A 24,058-nucleotide genomic window follows, 5' to 3' on the forward strand; every position below is an offset into this window, starting at 1 on the left:
AATTCACTAATTTGCTATTGTTTTTTAGACACAAATAAGCTATATTTTAGCAAAGATAGGTATCCCGTATAAGGGGAAGGAAAAAAATCAAATATATGCGGTAGATGATCAAATTTATCACGTATTACAATCTATCTAAGGAGAGTAAGGAACACTATGAATTTTGATGAAGCAAATGAGTACCTGCAAAATGCCTCGTTAAGGGGTCGGGTTTACGGGCTTGAGAGAGTCAAGAGGCTGATGAAGGCACTTTCAAATCCGGAGGATGAGCTAAAGATAGTTCACGTTGCGGGAACCAATGGAAAAGGATCTACGGTTGCATTTATTTCTAAAATCTTAGAGAAAGCAGGTTACAAAGTGGGAGTTTATACATCCCCTACTATTGTAACCTACTGGGAACGAATCCAGATTAATGGAGAGATAATTTCGGAAGATGCGGTCGCATCACTTATCAGTAAGTTGGCAGACATTATTAATAATGAATTTGGTGAAGAAGACGATAAACCCACAGTTTTTGAAATAGAAACTGCTATGGCATTTTTGTATTTCAAAGAGCAAAATTGTGACATTGTTATAATTGAAACCGGACTTGGCGGATTAACTGATGCTACCAATTTTATTAATAACACACTTTTAAGTGCAATTTCTTCAATCAGCTTAGATCATATGGATGTTTTAGGAGACAGCATTGCAGAAATTGCAAAAAATAAGGCCGGAATAATGAAAAAAGGTGCAATGGCGGTTTGTTTGCAGCAAGAGCCTCAGGCTATGAAAGTTTTGAAAGAAAAAGCTGATGAACTGGATATTAAGTTAAGAGTTGCTAAAAAATGTAATATATATGATATAAAACATGGTTTTTTAACCCAGCATTTTTCTTACAAAAACAACAAAGAGACAATAGAAGATGTTGAAACAGGACTGCTGGGAACATATCAGCTTGAAAATGCCTCATTGGCAATCGAAGCGGCTTTGGCATTAAAAGAAGCCGGATTTGACATTACTTTAAGCAATATTAAAGAAGGAATAAAGGATACGCAGTTAGTCGGAAGATTTACAAAACTGTCTGAAAAACCTTTATTTATAGTCGATGGTGCACATAATGCAGATGCAGCCGTAAAACTTAAAAAGACTGTTGAGACCTATTTGAAGGGAATGAATATTACCTTTATCATAGGTGTCCTGGCAGATAAGGAGTACAAAAAAATCATTGATACAATGATGGATATCCCACAAAAGATTTATACTATAACTCCACCAAATCCCAGAGCATTGGATGCTAAAGAACTGGCAGAAGATATTTCAAAAGTCAATAAAAATGTGACAGCTTGTGAAAGCATCTATGAAGCGATAAAATTAAGCATGGAAAATACAAAGGAAGATGAAGCAATACTTGCTTTTGGGTCACTTTATTATCTTGGAGACGTAGTAAGAAGTTTAAAGGAGTACAAGGGGGAAAAATAATTATGGTAAACGAAGAAAAAATCAAGCAGGGTGTAAAGCTTATTTTGGAAGGAATCGGTGAAGACATTAATCGTGAAGGTCTTAGGGAGACTCCAGACAGAATTGCCAGAATGTATGGCGAGATAATGGGCGGAATGGAAATGGATCCTGCAAAGCCTCTTTCTAAGGTTTTTGAAGCAGAAAACAATGAAATGGTAGTGGAAAAGGATATTACCTTTTATTCTATGTGCGAACATCATATGCTTCCGTTTTTTGGAAAAGCCCACATTGCCTACATCCCAAACGGAAAAGTTGTAGGACTTAGTAAACTGGCAAGGACAGTAGATATTTACGCAAAAAGACTTCAGTTACAGGAACAGATGACAGCACAGATAGCTGACGCCTTAGAAAAATATCTTCAGCCAAAGGGTGTAATGGTAATGGTTGAAGGTGAGCATCTTTGCATGACTATGAGGGGAATTAAAAAACCGGGAAGTCAGACTGTAAGTACAGTATGCAGAGGTGAATTTGTAAATAATACAGATCTTAAAAACCAGTTTTTTATGATGGTAAAGTAAATGAAAAGATTTAACAGATTGATATCTTCAAAAAAATACAAAGCTACCATGGACATTATTAGTAAAAAAGAAAAAGACAGAATTTATTGTTGTCATGGTTATGAACATCTTTTTTCGGTGGCGAGGATATCAAGTTTAATTGTATGTGAAAAAAGATTAAATGTTGATAAAGAGTTGATTTACGTGACATCTTTTTTGCATGACATAGGAAGAGCTTTTGAGCCTGAACTTCCCCATGATTTGGCTGGGGCTGATTTCGCTAGAGAAATTATGCCTGAATACGGTTTTTCAAATGAAGAGATAAAACTTGTAACAGATACCATTTTAAATCACAGGGGAAGAGCAGATTTGGAAAAACCTACAAATCTGATGTCAGTTATAAAACTTGCGGATAAGCTCTCAAGAAACTGTTTTTTATGTGCTGCAAAGGATTCTTGTAAATGGACAAATGAAGAAAAAAATTACGAGGTATTTTATTAGTATGTTAATAGGAAATAAAGAATTTGATGTATGGAATAATACATATATTATGGGGATTTTAAATGTTACTCCGGATTCATTTTCAGACGGTGGAGATTTTAATAATATTGAAGCAGCTATAAATCATACTGAAAAGATGATAGAAGAAGGTGCAAGCATAATAGATGTGGGAGGAGAATCTACAAGACCAGGATATACACTTATCAGCGACGAAGAAGAGATAAGCAGAGTGGTTCCTGTTATAAAAGCAATAAAAGAAAGATTTGATACGGTGGTTTCAATAGATACATACAAAAGCGGTGTTGCAAAGGCAGCTATAGAAGCGGGAGCAGACATGGTAAATGATATCTGGGGATTAAAATATGATCCAAAGATGGCAAAAGTGGTTGCAAAAGAAGATGTTTGTGTATGTATAATGCATAACCGTGATAATACGGATTATGGCGATTTTATGCCAGATGTACTTGCAGATCTTAAAGAAAGTATAGATATAGCAAAAAAAGCCGGAATTAAAGATGAAAGAATAATCGTTGATCCGGGTGTAGGATTTGGAAAAACCTATGAAAACAATCTTGAAGTAATAAATAAAGTAGAGCAGTTAAAACAATTTGGATATCCGGTTCTTTTAGCAACCTCCAGAAAATCCGTAATTGCAAAAACCTATGAAACAAAGACTCCAAAAGACAGAGTAGAGGGAACATTGGTTACTACGGTAATGGGAGTGGAAAAAGGATGCTCATTTGTAAGAGTTCATGATGTATTTGCCAATAACAGAGCAATTATTATGACAAAAGCAGTTCTTAATTCTTAATGCTTATAAGTGGTGAAAAAATGGATTATGTGAATATAAATAATCTGGAAATCTTTGCCAATCATGGCGTTTTTCCGGAAGAAAACTTTTTAGGACAGAAGTTTTTAGTATCAGCCAAAATGGGGGTTGATATCAGAAAAGCAGGTCTTAGTGATGATCTTAATAATACTCTTAATTATGGTGAAATCTGTCAGTATATTACTGATTTCATGAAAAATAATACTTTTAAGCTTATTGAAACCGTAGTGGAAAGACTGGCTGAAAAGATGTTGTTGAATTTTGAATTATTAAAGAGTATAGAACTGACCATAAAAAAACCTTGGGCTCCAATAGGGCTTCCTTTGGAAACTGCATCTATTACCATAAAAAGATCTTGGCATAGAGCTTTTATAGCTTTAGGTTCTAATATGGGAGATTCCAAGGCATATTTGGATAATGGTTTAAAATCCTTAAACTGTGACAAGATAAAAGTATTAAAAACTTCTGAATATATGGTGACAAAGGCATATGGTTATACAGATCAGCCGGATTTTTTAAATGCCTGTACCATGGTTGATACCTTACTTACTCCCCATGAACTTCTTGACAGACTTCATGAAATCGAAAAAGAAGCTCACAGGGAAAGAATCATAAGATGGGGTCCAAGAACATTGGACTTAGATATTATATTTTATGATAAACTGATTTTTGAAGATGATGAACTGGTAATTCCTCATATAGATATGGAAAACAGAGATTTTGTTCTTTTTCCAATGAAGGAAATAGCACCAAATTTCAGACATCCCATACTAAACAAAACAATGACTCAGTTATCTGAGCAGTTATCTGACAGATAAAAGACATTCTACAAGTTTATCATTGTCATTTTTATTTAATATACAAAAGCGGATATAGGAATCATTTAAGAAAGGAAATGTTTGGCAATCCCTTATCATCATCTTTTCTTTAATTGCTTTTTCAAAGATATATCCGCTTTTTATGTTGTCATCAAGTATCTTTAAAAGAATGAAATTTGCTTCGGCCCTGTAAGGTTTATAGAGACTGCTTTTTGAAAATATTTCGTAAAGTCTTTTTCTTTCCTGTGAAATTAAATTTTTTGTTTTTTCAATGTACTCATTATCGGAAAACATTAATTTTCCGGCTTCTTCTGCTAAAGTATTAATATTCCATGGCTCTTTTTTATTTTCTATCTGAGCTTTTAAACTATCACTTGAATTAATTCCATATCCAAGGCGTAATCCCGGAGCAGCAAAAAATTTGGAAACACCTCTTAGTACCAAAAGATTATCGTAATCCTGTGTAAGTTTAACACTGCTTATTTTATCCACCTGTGAGCAAAACTCAACATAGGTTTCATCGATAATAAGGAAAGTATTATATTCTTTACATAAATCAAGTATTTTTTTGATGGTAATATTGTCAATGGCAGAAGATGTAGGATTATTCGGGTTGCATATAACCAAGAGGTCATAACAGTTAGATAGTTCTTTTGCAAAAGCATCAAAATCTAACTTAAAATCATCACTTTCTTTTAATTCAAAATACTTAGCCTCGCCATTGCAAAGTTTAACCTCTCTTTCATATTCTGAGTAGGTAGGACCAAGAATTAAAGCTTTGGATGGATTAATCAGTCTTATGAATTTTGAAATTAAATCAGAAGTTCCATTTCCTAAAAAAATATTATCCGGATTAATCTGACAGTAATTTCCCATAGCCTGTCTTAATTCAACATATTCTCTGTCAGGATAATTAGAAAGACAGTCAAGCTTTAAAGAAAGTTCTTTCTTTAATTTATCAGAAATTCCAAGAGGGTTTACATTAGAGCTAAAACTAATTATCTCTTCCTTCTTGATTTTATAAATTTTTTCAATTTTTTCTAAATCACTTCCGTGAAAAGGGGTATTTTTTTCAGACATTTTTGCCCTCCTACATTTTTAAAAATTCAATCATTTTTTAGATAAATTCTATTATAATCATGCAGAATTAAAAAGACAATACATCTTGCTTTATAAAAGTGTTTAATTTATAATTAAAGTTATTGAACTGTATGAATTTACAGAAAATTAATTTATTTTATAAAATTATTATAACTATAAGTGGGTGAAGAGTTTGTATAAGAGAATTGAAGAACTATCTAACGGAGAATTCAGGTTTGAACAGCCAAAGGTTAATTTTACCTATGATGACCTGGAGTTTGAAGTTGCGGAAGATGATATATATCACGGAAGATTTGTTATTAGCAGTACAGGAAAATTTAAGTTGGAAGGAACGGTATATTCATCTACTTTTAGGTTCAGATTAGGTTCAATAGTATCCGATGGAGACAAATTAAATATTGAATATGATTTTACCGCTACGGCATTAAAAGCAGGGGAAAAGCTTAATGAAAATGTATATATAATTACCGATTGCGGTGAGTTTATATTGCCTTTAAGAGTCACCATAGTGGATAAAAAAGAGTGTATAGATGAAAACATAAAAGATATGAAGGATTTTTGTCAGCTGGTGAAAAAGGATTTTAAAGCAGGCTTTGAGCTGTTTAAAAGCGAAAAGTTTTTAAATGCCCTGGAAAATGACCAGTTAAGGCTTTTATACAAAGCATTTGGACAAAATAACCCTTTGTATCAGGATCTGGAGGAATTTTTAGTTGCGGCAAGTCTTAAAGATAAGGTTGGCTTTAGACTTTCTACCAGCTCCACCACAATAAAATTTTCAGATTTAAAAGAATATGAATTTGATTTCTCGGTTATAAAAGATAACTGGGGTTATTGTGATATAAGAATTGAAACAGATAATTATAATATTCTTTCCGTTAAAAAAAATACTCAAGAGGAAGAAGATAATGAGCTTGTTTTAAATTATAAAGCTTTTGTGGATCTTTCAAAAATTAAATGCAAAAATTATCAGTTAGAAATTAAAGTATCTTCAGCATATGAATCAAAAACTCTTAAAGTAAATATAGAAAAGGAAATTCCTGTAGGAGAATCTAGCGAAATTTCCCATACAAGACAAGTTGCAAAGGTTGAACTTTTAACTCTTTATAAGGAGTTTAGACTTAACAACCTCTCCCTTTCCATGTGGCTTGAAAGGTCAATGGAGCATATTTTGGATCTTGCCCAGTTAGAGCCTGATAATTGGCTTTACACCCTTATGAGAGCTCAGTTTTTGCTTATGGGGGATGTTGAAAAGAATTCCCAGGAGGCTATTCTTTTAGCAGACAGATTTTTTAAAGAGTATGATGGTGACGAGGATGTTCTTAGAGCCTATGGTTTATATATCAGATGTTTAACGGCGGATGACGGGGAAGCTATAAGACAGTACAAGGAAGAAATAAGAAGTATAAACCAAAAAATTCCTAATAATTACCAGATTTTGTGGTTCTTATTATACATAGATGATGAATATGAGGACAATTACAAAAAATTTAATGCAATTTATGAATTTATTGAAAAAGGTAACTGCGCACCCCTTATACTAATAGAAGCGATAAATCTTATAAATGAAGATCCACTTGTAGTGGTAAATCTTGACAGAACCATCGTTTATATTTTCTACAGAATGATGAAGGAAGACTCCTTAGAGTTTGAAGCTGCCAACAGATTTATGAGTATGATTTCCGGTTATAAGGTTTATAATCCAAGGGTGCTTGATATCGCCATGTATTGTGCGAAAAAATATGAAAATGATACCTTTACCAGCATTATGTGCAGGTATTTGATTAAATGTGACAGAAAAGACAGCAGCAGTCTTGTCTGGTATGAAAAAGCAGTAGAAAAAGACATGAGAATCACGGGAATTTATGAATATTATATCAATTCCATTGATTTAAATGAAAAAAGGGAACTGCCAAAGGTTGTATTTATGTATTTTAGATACAATTCCAATATTGACAATAAAAGAAAAGCATACCTGTATGCAAATCTTATTAAAGTCAAAGATAAATATCCTGATATGTATAAGGCATATACAAAGTCTATTGATAAATTTGTCAGAGATCAGTTAGAAAAGAGAAATATCAATGCCAATCTGGCAAAGCTGTATAACCATGTGGTTTACAGCCAGATGATTACTGAAGAAACAGTGGAAGATATTATTCATATGGCATCTTATTATAAACTTGTTATCGGCAATAAGGACATTATCACCGTTAATGTTGTTTATTCAAAATTCAACAGGGTTTATACTTATGATGTTGTAAACGGTATTTCCTATATCAGACTTCTTTCAAAAGATTATGTTCTGGTATTTATCGATAAAAATGGAGTTAGAACCTGTACAAAAACCACCTTCTTTTTGACAAAAATGATTAATTTTGATGAACTGTTGAAAAGAAGTTTAAGAATGGCACCATATAATGCCGAGGTTTTGGTTATGGCGCTGGAAGAAGGAAAAAAACTCGGTATTTCAGGCTTTGAAAGACTTATTTACGAAAGTAATGCTTTGGGCTTAGAGGAAATAAGCAGTTCTTATAAAGATGTAATTGCAAATGATGTAACAAAATATTACATGGAAAGTGACACTCTTGAATACTTTAAAAATTTTGTTGAGGCATTTAAAAAAATTAAGCTTAATCCTTCCACAAAGAACTCTCTTGCTAAAGTGTATTATAAAAAGGGTTTTTATGAGGAAGCTTATGAAATTATCTCGAATAACGGATGTAATGACTGGGATAATGAAAAACTCTCAGATCTGGCTATGAGAATAGTTCATATAAAGGATTACGAATATGACTATTTCCTTACCTGGCTTTGCTACCATGTTTTTTCCGAAGGTTCAAGAGATGAAACTGTTATAAGGTATCTTGTGGAAAATTATAATGGTTTCATAAATAACATGATTATGATTTACAATGCAGCCATGGATAAAGAAATAGCTGCTGAAAATCTAGCTCAAAAAATAGTGGAAAAAACCCTTATTACCGGAGAAAGCATAGCTGAAATTGAGAATATATTTATTGATTATTATAAATATGCCGGAAGGAATACCACAACCAAGGCTTATTTTGCCTCATATTCATATAATTACATACTAAAAGATATTGATTTAAAAGAAGACTTCTTCGAGGCAGTGGAGGAAGAATTGAAAAAAGATGAAACAAATAATGAGCATTTTATACTTAACATTTGTAAACTTGCATATCTTAAATATCTTTCAGTTAAAAAAGAACTTCATAAAGAAGAAGAAATTACCAAGTACCTTGACTTTTTTGCAAGTAAGAATATATTCTTAAACTTCTTTAAGGATTTTGATTATGAGCTGATAAAGGGATATATGTTTAACAGTTTAAACTTTATTGAGTACAAATCTGATCCTGACAATCAGATATACATAAATTATCATTACATGAACGGAGAAGATGGAGAAGATTTATACATAAAAGAAAAAATGGAATGTGTTATTCCGGGAATTTTTTCCAAGGCTTTTTCAATTTTTTACAAGGATATATTACAGTATTACATTACTGAAAAAAATGAAGAAGGGGAAAAAATTGTGGAAAGTGGCTCCATAAGAAAGACCAATAACGACCTTCAGGATGTTGAAAATGTATTTGATTACATAAATGAGATAGATTTTTGTATAGATATGGATGACAGAGATTCATTAGAATCCATAGTCAGTGAATTTGAAAATAAACGTTATGTAACACGCAAAATATTTAAACTAATGTAAAAAAGCTAAAGGAGACATATGGGAAGAAAAAAAATATACATAGGTTTGGACATAACAAATGAATATACCCAGATTTGTTATAAAGATTCAAGTATGACAAGTCCCAAGTCTTTTAGTACAATAATAGGCGGAGAAAGTTTTTTTATACCTACGGTTTTGTGCAACCGGTATGATAATGCTTCCTGGACTTATGGGACAGAAGCCATTAAAACCGTTGAAGACGGAGAAGGCTTTTTAGTAGATAATCTGTTAAACAAGGCCCTAAACAAAGAAGATGTGGAAATAGGCGATGATGTATATCATGCTGGAGATTTATTGATTTATTTTACGAAAAAGCTGGTTAGACTGGTATCTAAAAATTATGAGTTGGAAGATATTGTTTTAGGTATTGTCTTAAGGCACATAGACAGGGAAATATATGATTTTTTTAAGTCTGAATTTGTAAAGGCAGGTTATTCAAAGGAGAACATACATATTACTGATTACCAGGAAAGCACCTTCTATTTCGTGGTAAATCAGGATAAGAATATTTGGAGTCAGAAGGTTATATTATTTGATTTTCTGGAGGGACATTTCTACCTTTACGAATTTAACAGATATATGTTTTCCGGAGAAAAATATTTCGAAGTACTGGAAAAAGATGCAGATGAGCTCTTTGGGGAAAATGCCTCTTTAGATGATGAAGATTTATCATATTTTGATTCCCTTTTTAGTGAGGTTTTAGTAAAAGTCATCGGAAGCGATTCGGTTTCCGGAATATACCTGACAGGTGGTTTTAATAATAATTACTGGATGCGGGAGTCTAAAAGAGTACTTTGTAAGGGAAGAAAAGCATTTGTGGGAGAAAGTATTTTTGCTTTGGGAGCTTGCTATTTTGCCCTTTGCTCAAACCTTTCAGGAGGCATATACGCTGGAAAGCACAAGTTACAGGGAAGTATTTTTTTAAACAGTTCAGATTTAAAGGACGGTCTGCAACTATGCGAAATCGGAAGATGTATCTATGAAGGTGTTAAAGAACAGGATGTTATAGCCATAGATGAATATAAAATTAGCTTTCAGGTTTATACTGTGGGAAAAAGAGTGGCTGATACAAAGGAATTTGAGATACAGGGAGCAGGTCATAGTCCCGGTTTTAAAACAAGACTTCGTATAAGTCTGGATTTTATTGACGAAAAAAATGTAGTTTTGCATTTTAAAGATTTGGGATTTGGAGATTTTAGTGTCAGTAATCTGTTAGAATGGCAGGAAGAAATTTCTTTCTAAAAAAATGATGGCAAAAGTTTAGGAAAAGAGGAAATAAAGTGGGAAAGGTTTTAGTATGCAATAGTGTGATTGCAAAAACTCCTTATTACATAAAGGAAGCAGGAATAAAGATTTTCACCATAGAAGAGCTGAGCTATTTTATCAGTCAGAATGCGTATTTGTTGGATGAAAGTTTTATGAATGTTGAACTGTGTAACTTTATTAAAAATGAACTGGGGATGGAAGAACTTGGAAACACACTTCGTGAATTAATAAGAAAACAGGGGAAAGTTGCGGAGTTTGCTGCAGAAATTGTCTATTCCAATAATTTTTTCAACGAAGAAGAAAAGAGAAAAATCAGGGATATTCTCCTTAAAATATCCAGTAAAAATGTGTTTTTCAGAAGAAAAGCCAAAGCAGATGAGATGTTTAACAGAAACCAGTATATTAACAGTATTATAGAGTACAATAAGCTTTTGGAAGGGGAAAAGGACAGAACAGTGTCAAATGAAGAGTATGGAAATGCTTATCATAATCTTGCCAGTGCCTATGCCAGATTATTTCTCTTCGGACAGGCTGCAAGATACTATAAGATAGGCTATTCCTACAATAAATCCCAAGAGACTTTTAAGGAGTATCTTTTTTCATTAAGATTTTATAAAGATGATATTTTTGGTGAAGACGGAGTGTTTTTTGATAAGAAAATTACTCCAAAGGATGCAGCTGAACTGGAAGTTTATCTGGAAAACATGATGGATGAAGAAGGAGCAAAAGAGAATATAAAAAAAGTCAAGGAGCTTATGGATTCCAGAGATGAGGGAGATTTTGGAAAGTATTATACAGAGTTGAGAAAAATGCTTGAGCAAAGAAAAAAAGAATACACGCCCTTTTAGCGCATAATTCGTAAGAGGAGAAAAAAATGGGGATATTTGATTTTTTTAAGCGAAACGGTGATAAAGAAAAAATAAAAAAAGACCTTATAGAGGTGTTACCGGAAGTTTTTGAAGAAGAAACAGAGGAAAAAGTTGTTGAAGAAATTGACCTTTCTGATGAAAACTCTAAGAAAAAGTGGTACAGAAGCAGATTTGAAAACTGGGGACAGCTGGAACATTATATTCTAGGACAGTGCGAAAATGTACATGAAACCATTGATTCTGTTGAAAACTGTAAAAATGAATATGATGATTTGACAGCTAAAATAAAGGATATTCAAATCATTGAAAAAATGCCCCCGGATGATAAAAAAGAAATCACTGAACTGGTTCAGGAAATAATGCAGGTCAGTGATGACAGAAATAAATACCACCAGTATTCAAAAAAATTGTCAGATGCATCTTTTGACCGTATCAGGTTATATGAAGATGATTTTCCAAAAGCCATAAAAAGACTTATGTCCAGCGAAACCTATCAGTCAACCATAAAAAAAGACATGGACAGACTTGAAGGTGAAAAAGGACTTCTTTTGACAAAAATCGAGGACTATGGCAATGAATTAAAGATTCTGAAATACCTGGCGATTTCAGTTCCTATAGTTTTATTTGCCTCATTTGGACTTATATTTTTCATAAAAGAAACCTTCCACATAAGAAGCGAATTGACTTTGGCATATTTTATCGCCGCTTTTATATGTGTAGGAATTGGTGCCTTTGTGTTTTTAAGAGGACAAATTGATACTGCAAATCTTAAAAGATGTAATGAAAACCTTAATTATGTCATAATTGCCCTAAATCATATAAAGGTAAAATATGTTAATGAAACCAATGCTGTAGACTATGCCTACAAAAAATTTGCCGTTCATTCAAGCCATGAATTAGAGTATCTTTGGAATGAATACAACAATACAAGGGAACAAAAAGAACAATTTATTCGCTCAACAGATGACCTTGAATTCTTCAATAAAACTCTTAACCAGAAACTAAGTAAATATCTTAAATATCCCGGAATTTGGGAAAGTCAGTCCATGGCCTTAATTGATTCTACCCTTCTTTTAAGCATAAAGGAATTACTTGATGAAAGAAGAAAGAAGCTTAAAGCTCAAATGAGTATGGGAATTGATGAAATGAATAAAACCAAAAACGAAATCAGGGATTTGGCAAAAGCATTTCCGGAATACAGGCTAAAAATTCTTGAATTGATAAAGGCGATAGATACCTGATATTATAAATGATTTGACACAAAAACCATGTTATGGTAGGATTATCTGGTATTTAGTTTAGCGTGGTAAATTGCTAACATGAAAAAGTGGAGGTAGAAAATGAAAAAATTTATTGCAGGTATTTTATGTTTATTAATGACTATGTCGCTTGTAGCATGTGGGGGTAGTGATTCTAAAGACGATCCGGCTAAGAAATCAAGTGATAATAAAGCTTCTGAAGCTGAGACATTTACTGTAGGCTTCGACAAGGATTTTCCACCTTATGGATATGTTGAAGAGGATGGAAGCTATGCAGGTTTTGATATCGATCTTGCAACAGAAGTGGCTAAGAGATTAAATCTTGAAATTAATCTTCAGCCGATTGACTGGGATGCGAAAGACATGGAGCTTTCATCAGGAACAATTGACTGTATCTGGAACGGCTTCACAATCAATGGAAGAGAAGATGAATATACATGGTCTGATGCTTATATGAATAACAGTCAGGTATTCGTTGTAAGAACAAAGGACAATATTAAATCTACAAAAGATCTTGCAGGAAAGATTGTTTCTGTACAAACAGATTCATCAGCTCAGGCTTCTTTGGAAGAAGAAGAAAATGCTGATTTAAAGGCTTCTTTTAAAGAATTAGTTGTATGTGCAGATTACAATTCAGCTTTCATGGATCTTGAAAGCGGTGCAGTAGATGCTATTGCAATGGATGTGGGAGTTGCAAGATATCAAATAACAAAAAGAGATGGAAATGATACTTACGCAGTTCTTGATGAAGAACTTGCTTCTGAACAGTATGGTGTAGGTTTCCTCAAGGGAAATACCAAGCTTAGAGATAAAGTAAATGACACCTTAAAAGAAATGGTTAAAGACGGAACATTTGCAGAAATTTCTGAAAAATGGTTTAGTGAAGATGTAGGTATTATTGGTAAATAGGAGTAAAAAATGAGCTTAAACGTGCTTTTCTTGCAATTATTGGAAGGCATGGTTACCAGTGTCAGTATTTTTGTATTGACACTGGTATTTTCATTGCCTTTGGGACTTGTTATTTCTTTTGGCAGAATGTCAAAAAACATAATAGTCCGAACAATTTCAAAAGCGTATATATCGGTAATGAGGGGAACTCCTTTGATGTTACAGCTTTTGATGGTTTATTTTGGACCACACTTTATTTTTAATATTAATATCAGCTCAAATTACAGATTTTATGCTGTAATTATAGGATTTGTATTAAATTATGCAGCATATTTTGCAGAAATATACAGATCTGGCATTGAATCAATGCCAAAGGGGCAATACGAGGCCGCAAAGGTATTAGGTTATGGGAAATTTTCCACTTTTTTCAGAATTATATTTCCACAGGTTATAAAAATAATACTTCCGCCTATTACAAACGAGGTAATAACCCTTGTAAAGGATACCTCACTGGCATTTGTAATAGCAGTATCCGAAATGTTTGCAACAGCTAAAGCTTTGGCTTCGGCACAGGCTTCAGTAATGCCTTATATTGCTGCAGCCATATTCTATTATGTATTTAATTTATTAGTTGCAAAAATAATGGAAATTATTGAGAAAAAGATGAATTATTACAAATAAGGCGGTGAAACTATGAATGTGTTAAGTTTATCCAACATAAAAAAGAATTTCGGGAGCATAGAGGTTCTTAAAGATATATCCTTAAATGTAAGAGAAGGAGAAGTAATGTCCATTATCGGTTCCTCCGGTTCCGGTAAATCCACAATTTTGCGCTGTGCAACCATGTTAGAAACCATAAATGGAGGTAGCATTATTTATAAGGGCAAAAAGGTAGCCTGGGAAAATCCTGACGGCAGTATAGTATATGCAAACAAAGGGGAACTGACTAAAATAAGGAGTTATTTTGGGCTGGTATTTCAAAATTTTAATTTGTTTCCCCATTATTCTGTTTTAAAAAATATAATAGATGCTCCTATACATGTCCAAAAAATTCATAAGGAAAAAGCTGTTGAAATTGCAAAGGATCTTTTGATTAAAATGGGACTTGAAGGAAAAGAAAACTATTATCCCTGCCAATTATCAGGCGGACAGCAGCAAAGAGTGGCTATAGCAAGAGCCCTGGCCTTAAATCCCAGCATATTATTCTTTGATGAGCCCACCTCAGCCCTTGACCCCGAACTTACAGGGGAGGTATTAAATGTGTTAAAGGATTTGGCAGCTATGCATATGACCATGGTAATAGTTACCCATGAAATGAACTTTGCAAAAGAAGTTTCGGATGAAGTAATGTTTATGGATAAGGGGGTAGTTGCCCAGACAGGTACTCCCGAGGAGGTATTTTCCTCTTCGAATCCAAGGATTAAAGAATTCCTTGGAAGATTTTACGGATAGAGATCCAAAAGGATCTAAACTTTTCAGTATATATTTTATAAACGAGGAGACAGGCAGGAAAAAGGCTGATGTTAAGCCAAAATCCTGCCTGTTTCATTATAAAAAATTACATCCAGTCATCATCACAAGCTCGATAAGCTTCTTCGCAATACTGACAGCGATAGATTTCTTTTTCTTCGTCAGCAAGGTTAAAAATGTGGTTTATTCCCTGTTCAATTGAAGTGATACATCTTGGATTTTTACATTTGATAATATTAACAAGTTTCTTAGGAAGTTGTAGTTTCCTTTTTTCACAAATAGCATTATCTTTAATGATATTAATGGTGATATTGTGGTCAATAAATCCTAAAATATCTACATTTAAGGTATTAATATCACATTCAACCTTAATAATATCCTTTTTTCCCAGTTTAGAACTTCTGGCATTTTTGATTATAGCCACACAGCAGTCTAATTTATCAAGTTCAAGATAGTGATAAATAGACATTCCCTTGCCGGCTTTTATATGATCTAAAACAAATCCTTCATTGATACTTCCAACATTTAACATATCTCAACCTCCAGTAAAGTAAGGATAAGAGCCATTCTTGCATAAACACCATATTGTGCCTGTTTAAAATAAGCAGCTCTTTCGTCATTATCCACATCAACAGAAATTTCATTTACCCTTGGAAGAGGGTGTAAAACCAGCATATCCTTAGGAGCAATATCCATTTTTTTCTTGTTTAATACATAAAAATCTTTCATACGAAGATAATCATCCTCATTAAAGAAACGTTCTTTTTGTACTCTTGTCATATATAAAATATCCAGATTATCCATGGATTGTTCCAAGCTTACAACCTCTTTGTAAGGAATATTATTCTTTTCTAATACATCTTGTCTGATATAATCGGGAATTCTAAGTTCCGGTGGGGATATTAAAGTAAAGCTGATATTGGAATATCTGATTAAAGCATTAATAAGAGAATGAACGGTACGACCAAATTTAAGGTCACCGCAAAGACCAATGTTAAGATTGTCAAGTCTACCTTTGAGACTTCTGATAGTAAGTAAATCCGTAAGAGTCTGTGTAGGATGCTGATGTCCACCGTCTCCGGCATTGATAACCGGGATTTTAGATCTCATGGAAGCAACCATTGGAGCACCTTCTTTTGGATGTCTCATAGCACAGATATCTGCATAACATGAAATAACACTAACAGTATCGGAAACACTTTCACCTTTTGCTGCGGAGCTTGAAGTAGCTTCGGAAAATCCTAAAACATTTCCCCCTAGTTTAAGCATAGCAGATTCAAAACTTAATCGGGTTCTTGTACTTGGTTCATAAAAAAGTGTAGCAAGTGTTTTACCATCACAAGCATGGGCGTATTTGCTGGAATTTTTCTCGATGTCATTTGCCAGGTCAAAAAGTCTGTCAAGTTCCTCGATGGAAAAATCCAATGGACTCATTAAATGTCTCATATTTTCCTCCATTCGTCTGTCTGTATTTATAATCTTTCACATAATATAATAAAACTAGGAAAAATTCAATCAACTTTATAATCTTTTTTTAGCCGTTTTTTTTATCGGAATAAAATTTTTGATTATTTCGACAAAAAAAGCCTGGCTTTTAATTTTTTTTTGTCAGAATTTTATTAAAAAACAAAAAAAGAGGAAGAAAATTAGGCCAATTAAGAAAAATATCAAAGTTGAAATGGAAAATTATATATGATATTCTTGTATTTGCGTGAGTAGGTTTAAATAAAAGGATTAAAAAGGAGTAACTGTTTTTCATGTATAAGTTAGAGGATTTATTAGAAAGGCTGGATTATGAGTTAATCCAGGGCACAATAGAAGCAGAAGTAAATACAGTTGTATATGATTCCAGAAAAGCCCAAAAAGGTTGTCTTTTCGTTGCAATAAAGGGCGCAGTTGCAGACGGTCATAAATTCATTGAAGATGTTTGTAAGAAAGGCTGCAAGGTTGTAGTTGTTGAGGACGAAGTATGTGTAGATGATGATGTTACAGTTATAAAAGTAGATGACACAAGATATGCATTGGCATGTATTTCAGCAGCTTATTTTGGCTATCCGGCTGAAAAACTTCATGTTATCGGTATTACGGGAACAAAAGGAAAAACTACAACTACTTACATGATAAAGTCTATTTTAGACAATGCAGGACATAAAACAGGACTTATCGGTACAATAGAATCCATAATTGGTGATGAAAGAATTCCTTCTTCAAACACCACACCGGAATCCTATACCATACATGAATATCTTAGAAAAATGTATGATGCCGGATGTGACAGCGTAGTTATGGAAGTTTCCTCTCAGGGACTTATGCTAAATAGAACAGCAGGTATTTTATTTGAAATCGGAATTTTTACCAATATTTCTCCTGACCATATTGGACCTGCAGAGCATAAGGATTTTGAGGAATACTTAAAATGTAAATCCCTGCTTTTTAAACAGTGCAAAGTTGGATTTTTAAATATAGATGATGATCATTATGAAGATATTGTACAAGGACACAGATGCTCAGTTGAGACCTTTGGATTTTCTGATGCGGCAAATATTAAGGCCAGTGATGTAAAACTTATAAATGAACCGGGCAGACTTGGTGTGGATTTTAAAGTATCAGGTCTTGTGAATTGTGAAATACAGTTAAATCTACCTGGAAAATTCAGTGTTTATAATGCTTTGGCAGCAGTTGCCGTATGCAGATTTTTTGAAATAGATGAAGAAGTTATGAAAAAATCTCTTCTTAATGCAAAAGCTAAAGGAAGGATTGAAAGGGTTGAAGTATCAAACGATTTCGACCTTATGATAGATTATGCCCATAATGCCATGAGTTTAAAGAGCATTTTAACAACCTTGAGAGAATACCAGCCTAAGAGACTTGTATGTGTATTTGGATGTGGCGGAAACAGAGATAAAAGAAGACGCTATGAAATGGGAGAAATATCCGGAGAATTTGCAGATTTTACCATAATTACTTCGGATAATCCTAGATTTGAAGAGCCACAGGATATAATAGATGACATAAAGGTTGGCATAAAAAAGACCAATGGCGAATACATTGAAATATGTGACAGAAAAGAGGCCATAGCCTATGCCATAAATAATGGAAAGCCGGGAGATGTAATAGTACTGGCAGGAAAAGGTCACGAAGACTATCAAGAGATAAAAGGTGTTAAATATCCTATGGATGAAAGGGTACTGATACAGGAAATATTAAGCGAAAGATAAAAGAGCAGGTGAGACTATATGTCACTATATGCTGATATCATTGTTGATATTACGGCAAAGAACTTGGATAAGACCTTTCAATACATTGTCCCGGTTCAAATGGAAAGTGAGATTAAAGAGGGAATGCAGGTGGACATTCCCTTTGGCAGTTCTAATAAAGTGATAAACGGGTATGTCATTTCATTAAAGGACACACCCGATTTTGATGTGTCCAGATTAAAAAATATCATAAGAATTAATCACGAAAAAACCTATGTTTATTCTGAACTGATAATGCTTGCGGCCTGGATGAAGGATAATTATGGCTCTTCCATGGCGGCAGCCTTAAAAACAGTACTTCCCGTGAAAAGACATATGGAGGTTAAAAAAGACAGGTATTTATTCTTAAACATATCTGAAAAAGAAGCACTTGATTTACTTTCTCAATATGAAAACAAACATTATACGGCAAGAGCCAGATTATTAAAATATATCATTTCAAATTCCGGTACCAAGGAAAAAACTGCTTTAAAAGAAGCAAGTGTCACAAAGTCAAATGTAAATGACCTTCTAAAAAGGGAGGTTATCAAAGAATCGTCAAAACCGGACTATAGAAATCCGGTTAAAAATCAGGAAAACAGTAAATATTCCATAATTTTAAGTGATGAGCAAAAAAATATAGCTGACGATATTATCAATGATGAAGAGAATAAAAAAGCATATCTGATTCATGGAATTACCGGTTCAGGTAAAACCGAAATTTACATGGAAATTATCGCTGACGGGATAAAAAATGGAAAGCAGTCTATATTGCTGATTCCGGAGATAGGTCTTACCTATCAGAATGTAAAAAGATTTTATGAAAGATTTGGAAACAAAGTGACTGTTATAAATTCAAGACTTTCAGCGGGAGAAAAATCCGATCAGTTTTTAAGGGCTGAGAAGGGTGAAGTGGATTTGGTAATAGGACCTCGTTCAGCACTTTTTACCCCTTTTTCAAATTTGGGATATATAATAATAGATGAAGAGCATGACGGGGCTTATAAAAGTGAAATAACCCCAAGATATCATGCCGTAAACACTGCCATACAAAGGGCTTTAATGTGTAATGCAAAAGTTGTTTTGGGCTCGGCAACGCCATCTTTAGAGTCATATAATAATGCTTTAAAGGGCGAATACAAACTTTACAAATTAAATAAAAGAATGAATAATGGAAAACTTCCTACGGTACATATTGTAGACATGAGGGAAGAATTTAACAGGGGAAATCGGTCAATTATCAGTGAAAAGCTAAAGGCTTTAATGAAGGATAGATTAAACAAACACCAGCAGATAATGCTTTTTATAAACAGAAGGGGATATGAAAGTTTTGTTTCCTGCAGAAGCTGTGGTGAAGTCATAAAATGTCCCCATTGTGATGTGGCTTTATCAGAACATAATGGAAAGAAAATGGTTTGCCATTATTGCGGTTACGAGACAAAAAGTATTACAAAATGCCCCACTTGCGGTTCGAAATATATCGGTGGTTTTAAAGCCGGAACCCAGAAAATTGAAAAACTTGTGGCAAATGACTTTCCTGAAGCAAAAATTATGAGAATGGATGCAGATACCACAAAAAGAAAAGGAAGTCATGAAAGAATTGTAGAGAGTTTTTCAAAGGGAGAAGCGGATATACTTATAGGAACCCAAATGATAGTAAAGGGGCATGATTTTAAGAATGTTACCCTGGTAGGTATACTGGCTGCGGATTTATCCCTTTACAGCCCGGATTTTAGGGGAAATGAAAGAACCTTTTCTCTTATAACTCAGGCGGTAGGAAGGGCAGGAAGAAGCAGTGATGACGGGGAAGCGGTGATTCAGACATACAGCCCAGATAATTACAGTATTGTTAATGCAGCCTCCTGTAATTATGAAGGTTTTTATGACGAAGAAATTGCTTTTAGAAAATTAATGGATTATCCGCCATTTACCCATATGCTTATGATAATAATAAATTCAAGAAATGAGATGGATGCCCTTTTAACAGGGGATTTAATAAAGGGGACGATTACATCCTTAATCGGGAAAGATGCACTTGTTTTAGGCCCTGCCAGTCCATTGGTAGGCAAAATCAAGGATGTATATAAAAAAGTGATTTATGTAAGAACAATAAAATATGATACACTAAAAGACATAAGAAAAGGAATCGATGATTTTTTGGCAAAAAATCGTATGCCAAAAGATGTTGGAATTGTATATGATTTCGATCCCTTAACTTATTAATTCAAGCGCAAATAAGAAGGAGATATAGAAATGGCACTTAGAAATATCAGAACAATGGGAGATCCGGTACTTAGTAAAAAATGCAGAGAAGTAACAGAACTTACTCCAAGAATCACAGAACTTATAGAAGATATGTTTGAAACTATGTATGAAGCAGACGGTGTGGGACTGGCTGCTCCACAGGTAGGTATTCTTAAACGAATAGTTGTTATTGATGCAGGAGAACCTGTATGCCTTATAAATCCTGAAATAATCGAAAGTGACGGTTCTCAGACCGGAGATGAAGGTTGCCTTAGCGTACCCGGAAAAGTAGGAATAGTAACAAGACCTAATTATGTAAAAGTAAAGGCAAAAAATGAAAAATTTGAAGATATTGAGATAGAGGCAGAAGAATTGTTTGCCAGAGCTGTATGCCATGAATTAGACCATCTTGATGGAGTTTTATATGTTGAAAAAGTCGAAGGTGAACTATGTGATGTAGAAGAAATTTCGGAAGAGAAGGAGTAATCATTTTGAATATAGTATTTATGGGAACGCCTGATTTTGCAGCAGGAATCTTAAAAAAACTGATAGATGAAAAATTCAATGTAGTGGCAGTATTTACCCAGCCTGACAGACCAAAGGGCAGAGGTAAGGAAATGGCATTTTCAGATGTGAAAACAGCTGCCTTACAAGCCGGAATAAAAAATATATATCAACCGGAAAAGATAAACAATGAAGAATCAGTTAATATATTAGGTCAGATAGAGGCAGATGCCTTTGTAGTTGCGGCTTACGGACAGCTTATCCCTGAAAAAATTCTTGAAATGCCACCTTTAGGTTGTATAAATGTTCATGCTTCATTACTTCCAAAATACAGGGGAGCAGCTCCTATACAGGCATCTATTCTAAACGGAGATAAAGAAAGCGGCATTACAACCATTCTTATGGCTAAAGAACTTGATGCAGGAGATATTCTTTTGCAGGAAAGCATTTTACTTGATGAAAAAGAGACCACCGGAACTTTATTTGATAAATTACAGGATTTGGGTGCAAATCTTATTGTAAAGACTTTGAATGACTTAAAAGAGGGAAAAATAACTCCCCTTAAGCAGGATGAGACAAAGGTTTCTTTTGTAAGACAGATAAATAAAAAATCAGGAAATCTTGATTTTAATAAGAGTGCTAAAGTATTGGAAAGAGAAATAAGGGCATATAATCCATGGCCTACTGCTTTTACCAATCTAAATGATAGGACCTTAAAAATCTGGGATGCAGATGTTTTAGACGATAATCATGGAAAAAATCCTGGAGAAGTTATAAAAGTTACAAAGGACAGCCTTATAGTAGCATGTAAAGAGGGTGCTCTTAAGTTAAATGAGATACAGTTATCAGGTAAAAAGAGAATGAATATTGCTGACTTTTTAAGAGGTTTTAAGATCCAAGAAGGAGAAATATTCCAGTGAAAACGGAAGTTAATCTTAGAAAAATAATACATGAAATACTTATGGAGTCCTTGGAAAACGGGGCTTATCTTACGGAAACAGTAAATGCCGTTCTTGATAAGTTTGATTATCTTGATAAGAAAGAAAAATCCTTTATTAAGATAATATGTCTTGGAACTGTTGAAAAACTTATATATTTAGACTATGTATTAGATTCATTTTCAAAAATTCCGGTTAGAAAAATGAAAGCGGATATCAGAAATATTTTAAGAAGCAGTCTATATCAGGCTTTATTTATGGAATCCGTTCCTGATTCTGCAATCTGTAATGAGGCAGTGAAACTTACAAAAAGCACAAAATGCCGTAGTCTTTCAGGTTTTGTAAACGGACTTTTAAGAAATATTTTAAGAAACAGGGATAAAATAAAATTACCGGATGAAAAAAATGAAGCCAATAAATACTATTCTGTTAAATATTCCATGCCTCAGTGGATTATTGAACAGTTCAGAAAAGATTTTGGTAAAGAAAAACTGGAAATTATGCTTTCTTCCATCAATGAAAAAAAGAAAAATATGATTCGTATAGATACAGGAAAGATAAAACCGAATAAACTGGTGGGTATTCTTTCAAAAAAAGGTATAAATCTTACAAAAGGGCCATATCTTGATGAATGTTACTACATAGACAATGTGGCTGATATTCAGTCATTGGAGGAATTTAAAAAGGGATTTTTTTATATTCAGGATGTAAGTTCCATGATAAGTGTTCTTTCTGCCGGTATAAAAAAAGAGGATACAGTTTTTGATGTATGTGCCGCACCGGGAGGAAAGAGCATATTTGCTGCCTTGCTTACGGGAGAAAAAGGTCAGGTGAAAGCCTTTGACAACAGCTTTTTTAAAGAGGACAAGGTTAATTACAACATAGAAAAAAGCGGATATAAAAATATTTCTTTTGAAATAAAAGACGCCACAATTTACGACAAAAATCTGGAGAAAAAGGCAGATGTACTAATTTGTGACGCACCCTGTTCAGGTCTTGGGGTTCTTAGAAGAAAGCCGGATATTCGTTACAGAATAACAAAAGAAGATGAAGAAAATCTGGCTTTGTTACAAAGAAATATCCTTAAAAATGTACAAAATTATGTAAAACCCGGTGGAGTTTTACTCTATAGTACATGTACCATGAATCACATTGAAAATGATGAAAATGTTAAATGGTTTAAAGAAAACTTTCCTTTTGAACCAGAATCTCTTGATTCTTTTATTCCAAAAGAATTACAATGCGATACCACAAAAGAAGGGTATTTGCAGTTAATTACAGGGATTCACCAATCGGATGGATTTTTCATAGCCAGGTTCAGGAGAAAAGAAAATGATTGAAAAAACAGATTTAAAATCCATGACTAGGGAAGAATTAGAGTGTGAATGTGAAAAACTTGGACTGAAAAAATTCAGGGCAAAACAAATTTTTGAATGGATGCATAAGAAAAAAGCCACAGATTTTGATGAAATGACAAATCTTTCAAAAGAGCTTAGAAATCAGCTTAAAGAAGGATATTTTCTGGATAATCTTACAATACTTGATGTATTGGAGTCTAAAATAGATGGAACTAAAAAATTCCTTTTTAAATTATCTGATGGCAATGTAATAGAAAGTGTATTTATGAAATATTCTTTCGGAAATTCAGTTTGTATTTCTTCTCAGGCAGGTTGTAAAATGGGGTGCCGTTTTTGTGCTTCAGGTATTGGAGGCCTGGCAAAAAGCTTAAGTGCAGCCCAAATGCTCTCACAAATTTATCAAATTGAAAATTTTACAAATGAAAGAGTTTCCCATGTGGTGGTAATGGGCTCGGGAGAACCTTTTGATAATTATGAAAATCTTATAAAATTTATAATGATTATTTCAGATTCTTCTGGTTTAAATATTAGTAAGAGAAATCTTACGGTGTCCACCTGCGGAATCATACCAAAGATAAAGGAATTTTCAGATTTAAAACTACCTGTTACTCTGGCAATATCTTTGCATGCTCCAAATCAGGAAAAAAGAAAAGAGCTTATGCCTGTTGCCAATAAGTATCATTATGATGAACTTATAGAAAGCTGCAAATATTTTGTTAAAGAAACAGGAAGAAGAATTACTTTTGAATACAGTCTTTGTGCCGGTGTCAATGATTCAATACAAGACGCAGATGAGCTTTCAAAAAACTTAAAAGGCATAAATGCTCATGTTAATCTGATACCTGTTAATCCTGTAAAAGAAAGAAGTTTTAAGAATCCATTACAAAAAAGTGTCAAAGATTTTAAAAAGCAACTTGAAAATAATGGAATAAATGTTACTATTAGAAGGGAAATGGGCAGAGATATTAACGGAGCCTGTGGACAGCTAAGAAGAAGCTACATAGAAAGTGAGGAGTTGGGATAAAG

General features: G+C 33.6%; 21 protein-coding genes. 18 read left to right on the forward strand and 3 right to left on the reverse strand.

Annotation, left to right across the window (positions count from 1 at the left end; all coding sequences use genetic code 11):
• Window positions 1–156: 156 nt before the first annotated feature.
• The 5 genes from BM153_RS06315 to folK are packed head-to-tail and all read left to right on the forward strand — an operon-like array spanning window position 157 to window position 4,145.
• Window positions 157–1,461 (forward strand): bifunctional folylpolyglutamate synthase/dihydrofolate synthase, encoded by a 1,305-nt coding sequence (locus BM153_RS06315; RefSeq protein ID WP_092871863.1) that lies wholly within the window; start codon window positions 157–159, stop codon window positions 1,459–1,461.
• A gap of 2 nt (window positions 1,462–1,463) precedes the next feature.
• Complete coding sequence (gene folE / locus BM153_RS06320; RefSeq protein ID WP_092871865.1) at window positions 1,464–2,018, forward strand: GTP cyclohydrolase I FolE; 555 nt, start codon at window positions 1,464–1,466, stop codon at window positions 2,016–2,018.
• Entirely contained in the window at window positions 2,019–2,498 is a 480-nt protein-coding gene (locus BM153_RS06325; protein WP_092871867.1) for an HD domain-containing protein, read from the forward strand. It abuts the gene before it with no gap.
• Between the two features lies 1 nt (window position 2,499).
• Window positions 2,500–3,309, forward strand: coding sequence for a dihydropteroate synthase (gene folP, locus BM153_RS06330; RefSeq protein ID WP_092871869.1), 810 nt, complete (start codon window positions 2,500–2,502; stop codon window positions 3,307–3,309).
• A 20-nt stretch (window positions 3,310–3,329) separates the two neighbouring features.
• Complete coding sequence (gene folK / locus BM153_RS06335) at window positions 3,330–4,145, forward strand: 2-amino-4-hydroxy-6-hydroxymethyldihydropteridine diphosphokinase (protein ID WP_092871926.1); 816 nt, start codon at window positions 3,330–3,332, stop codon at window positions 4,143–4,145.
• On the opposite strand, the gene BM153_RS06340 is transcribed toward folK, so the two are convergent.
• Window positions 4,131–5,225, reverse strand: coding sequence for a pyridoxal phosphate-dependent aminotransferase (locus BM153_RS06340; protein WP_092871872.1), 1,095 nt, complete (start codon window positions 5,223–5,225; stop codon window positions 4,131–4,133). The genes folK and BM153_RS06340 overlap by 15 nt on opposite strands.
• Before the next feature lie 193 nt (window positions 5,226–5,418).
• On the opposite strand from BM153_RS06340, the gene BM153_RS06345 reads away from it, so the two are divergent.
• The 7 genes from BM153_RS06345 (at window position 5,419) to BM153_RS06375 (ending at window position 14,734) form a co-directional block, all read left to right on the forward strand.
• The gene (locus BM153_RS06345) at window positions 5,419–8,979 is read left to right on the forward strand and encodes a DUF5717 family protein (protein ID WP_092871874.1); all 3,561 of its coding nucleotides are present in this window, start codon (window positions 5,419–5,421) and stop codon (window positions 8,977–8,979) included.
• Window positions 8,980–8,997: 18 nt separating this feature from the next.
• Entirely contained in the window at window positions 8,998–10,242 is a 1,245-nt protein-coding gene (locus BM153_RS06350; protein WP_092871876.1) for a DUF5716 family protein, read from the forward strand.
• Window positions 10,243–10,280: 38 nt separating this feature from the next.
• A complete protein-coding gene (locus tag BM153_RS06355; RefSeq protein WP_092871878.1) occupies window positions 10,281–11,114 on the forward strand; it encodes a hypothetical protein in 834 nt (277 codons plus the stop codon).
• 26 nt (window positions 11,115–11,140) lie between these two features.
• Window positions 11,141–12,376, forward strand: coding sequence for a hypothetical protein (locus BM153_RS06360; protein ID WP_092871880.1), 1,236 nt, complete (start codon window positions 11,141–11,143; stop codon window positions 12,374–12,376).
• A 99-nt stretch (window positions 12,377–12,475) separates the two neighbouring features.
• Window positions 12,476–13,303: an amino acid ABC transporter substrate-binding protein gene (locus tag BM153_RS06365; RefSeq protein WP_092871882.1), complete on the forward strand. Its 828-nt coding sequence runs from the start codon at window positions 12,476–12,478 to the stop codon at window positions 13,301–13,303.
• A 9-nt stretch (window positions 13,304–13,312) separates the two neighbouring features.
• Window positions 13,313–13,963 (forward strand): amino acid ABC transporter permease, encoded by a 651-nt coding sequence (locus BM153_RS06370; RefSeq protein ID WP_092871884.1) that lies wholly within the window; start codon window positions 13,313–13,315, stop codon window positions 13,961–13,963.
• A gap of 12 nt (window positions 13,964–13,975) precedes the next feature.
• A complete protein-coding gene (locus BM153_RS06375) occupies window positions 13,976–14,734 on the forward strand; it encodes an amino acid ABC transporter ATP-binding protein (protein WP_092871886.1) in 759 nt (252 codons plus the stop codon).
• A 106-nt stretch (window positions 14,735–14,840) separates the two neighbouring features.
• On the opposite strand, the gene BM153_RS06380 is transcribed toward BM153_RS06375, so the two are convergent.
• Both BM153_RS06380 and pyrB read right to left on the reverse strand, forming a co-directional pair.
• The gene (locus BM153_RS06380) at window positions 14,841–15,284 is read right to left on the reverse strand and encodes an aspartate carbamoyltransferase regulatory subunit (RefSeq protein WP_092871888.1); all 444 of its coding nucleotides are present in this window, start codon (window positions 15,282–15,284) and stop codon (window positions 14,841–14,843) included.
• Complete coding sequence (pyrB, locus tag BM153_RS06385; RefSeq protein WP_092871890.1) at window positions 15,278–16,198, reverse strand: aspartate carbamoyltransferase; 921 nt, start codon at window positions 16,196–16,198, stop codon at window positions 15,278–15,280. The genes BM153_RS06380 and pyrB overlap by 7 nt, the downstream gene beginning before the upstream one ends.
• Before the next feature lie 311 nt (window positions 16,199–16,509).
• On the opposite strand from pyrB, the gene BM153_RS06390 reads away from it, so the two are divergent.
• Genes BM153_RS06390 through rlmN form a run of 6 tightly spaced genes read left to right on the forward strand, consistent with a single transcriptional unit; the run spans window position 16,510 to window position 24,056 of the window.
• On the forward strand, window positions 16,510–17,970 hold the full coding sequence (locus BM153_RS06390; protein ID WP_092871892.1) for a UDP-N-acetylmuramoyl-L-alanyl-D-glutamate--2,6-diaminopimelate ligase: 1,461 nt from the start codon (window positions 16,510–16,512) through the stop codon (window positions 17,968–17,970).
• Window positions 17,971–17,988: 18 nt separating this feature from the next.
• Window positions 17,989–20,211, forward strand: a complete 2,223-nt coding sequence (gene priA, locus BM153_RS06395; RefSeq protein WP_092871894.1) for a replication restart helicase PriA — start codon at window positions 17,989–17,991, stop codon at window positions 20,209–20,211.
• A gap of 30 nt (window positions 20,212–20,241) precedes the next feature.
• Window positions 20,242–20,718, forward strand: a complete 477-nt coding sequence (gene def, locus BM153_RS06400) for a peptide deformylase (RefSeq protein WP_092871896.1) — start codon at window positions 20,242–20,244, stop codon at window positions 20,716–20,718.
• Between the two features lie 5 nt (window positions 20,719–20,723).
• Window positions 20,724–21,656: a methionyl-tRNA formyltransferase gene (gene fmt, locus BM153_RS06405; RefSeq protein WP_092871898.1), complete on the forward strand. Its 933-nt coding sequence runs from the start codon at window positions 20,724–20,726 to the stop codon at window positions 21,654–21,656.
• Window positions 21,653–23,014, forward strand: a complete 1,362-nt coding sequence (gene rsmB, locus BM153_RS06410) for a 16S rRNA (cytosine(967)-C(5))-methyltransferase RsmB (RefSeq protein ID WP_092871900.1) — start codon at window positions 21,653–21,655, stop codon at window positions 23,012–23,014. Before fmt ends, rsmB begins: the two co-directional genes overlap by 4 nt.
• Complete coding sequence (rlmN, locus tag BM153_RS06415) at window positions 23,007–24,056, forward strand: dual-specificity RNA methyltransferase RlmN (RefSeq protein ID WP_092871902.1); 1,050 nt, start codon at window positions 23,007–23,009, stop codon at window positions 24,054–24,056. Before rsmB ends, rlmN begins: the two co-directional genes overlap by 8 nt.
• Window positions 24,057–24,058 lie beyond the last annotated feature (2 nt).

Source organism: Acetitomaculum ruminis DSM 5522 (assembly GCF_900112085.1).
GTDB lineage: Bacteria > Bacillota > Clostridia > Lachnospirales > Lachnospiraceae > Acetitomaculum > Acetitomaculum ruminis.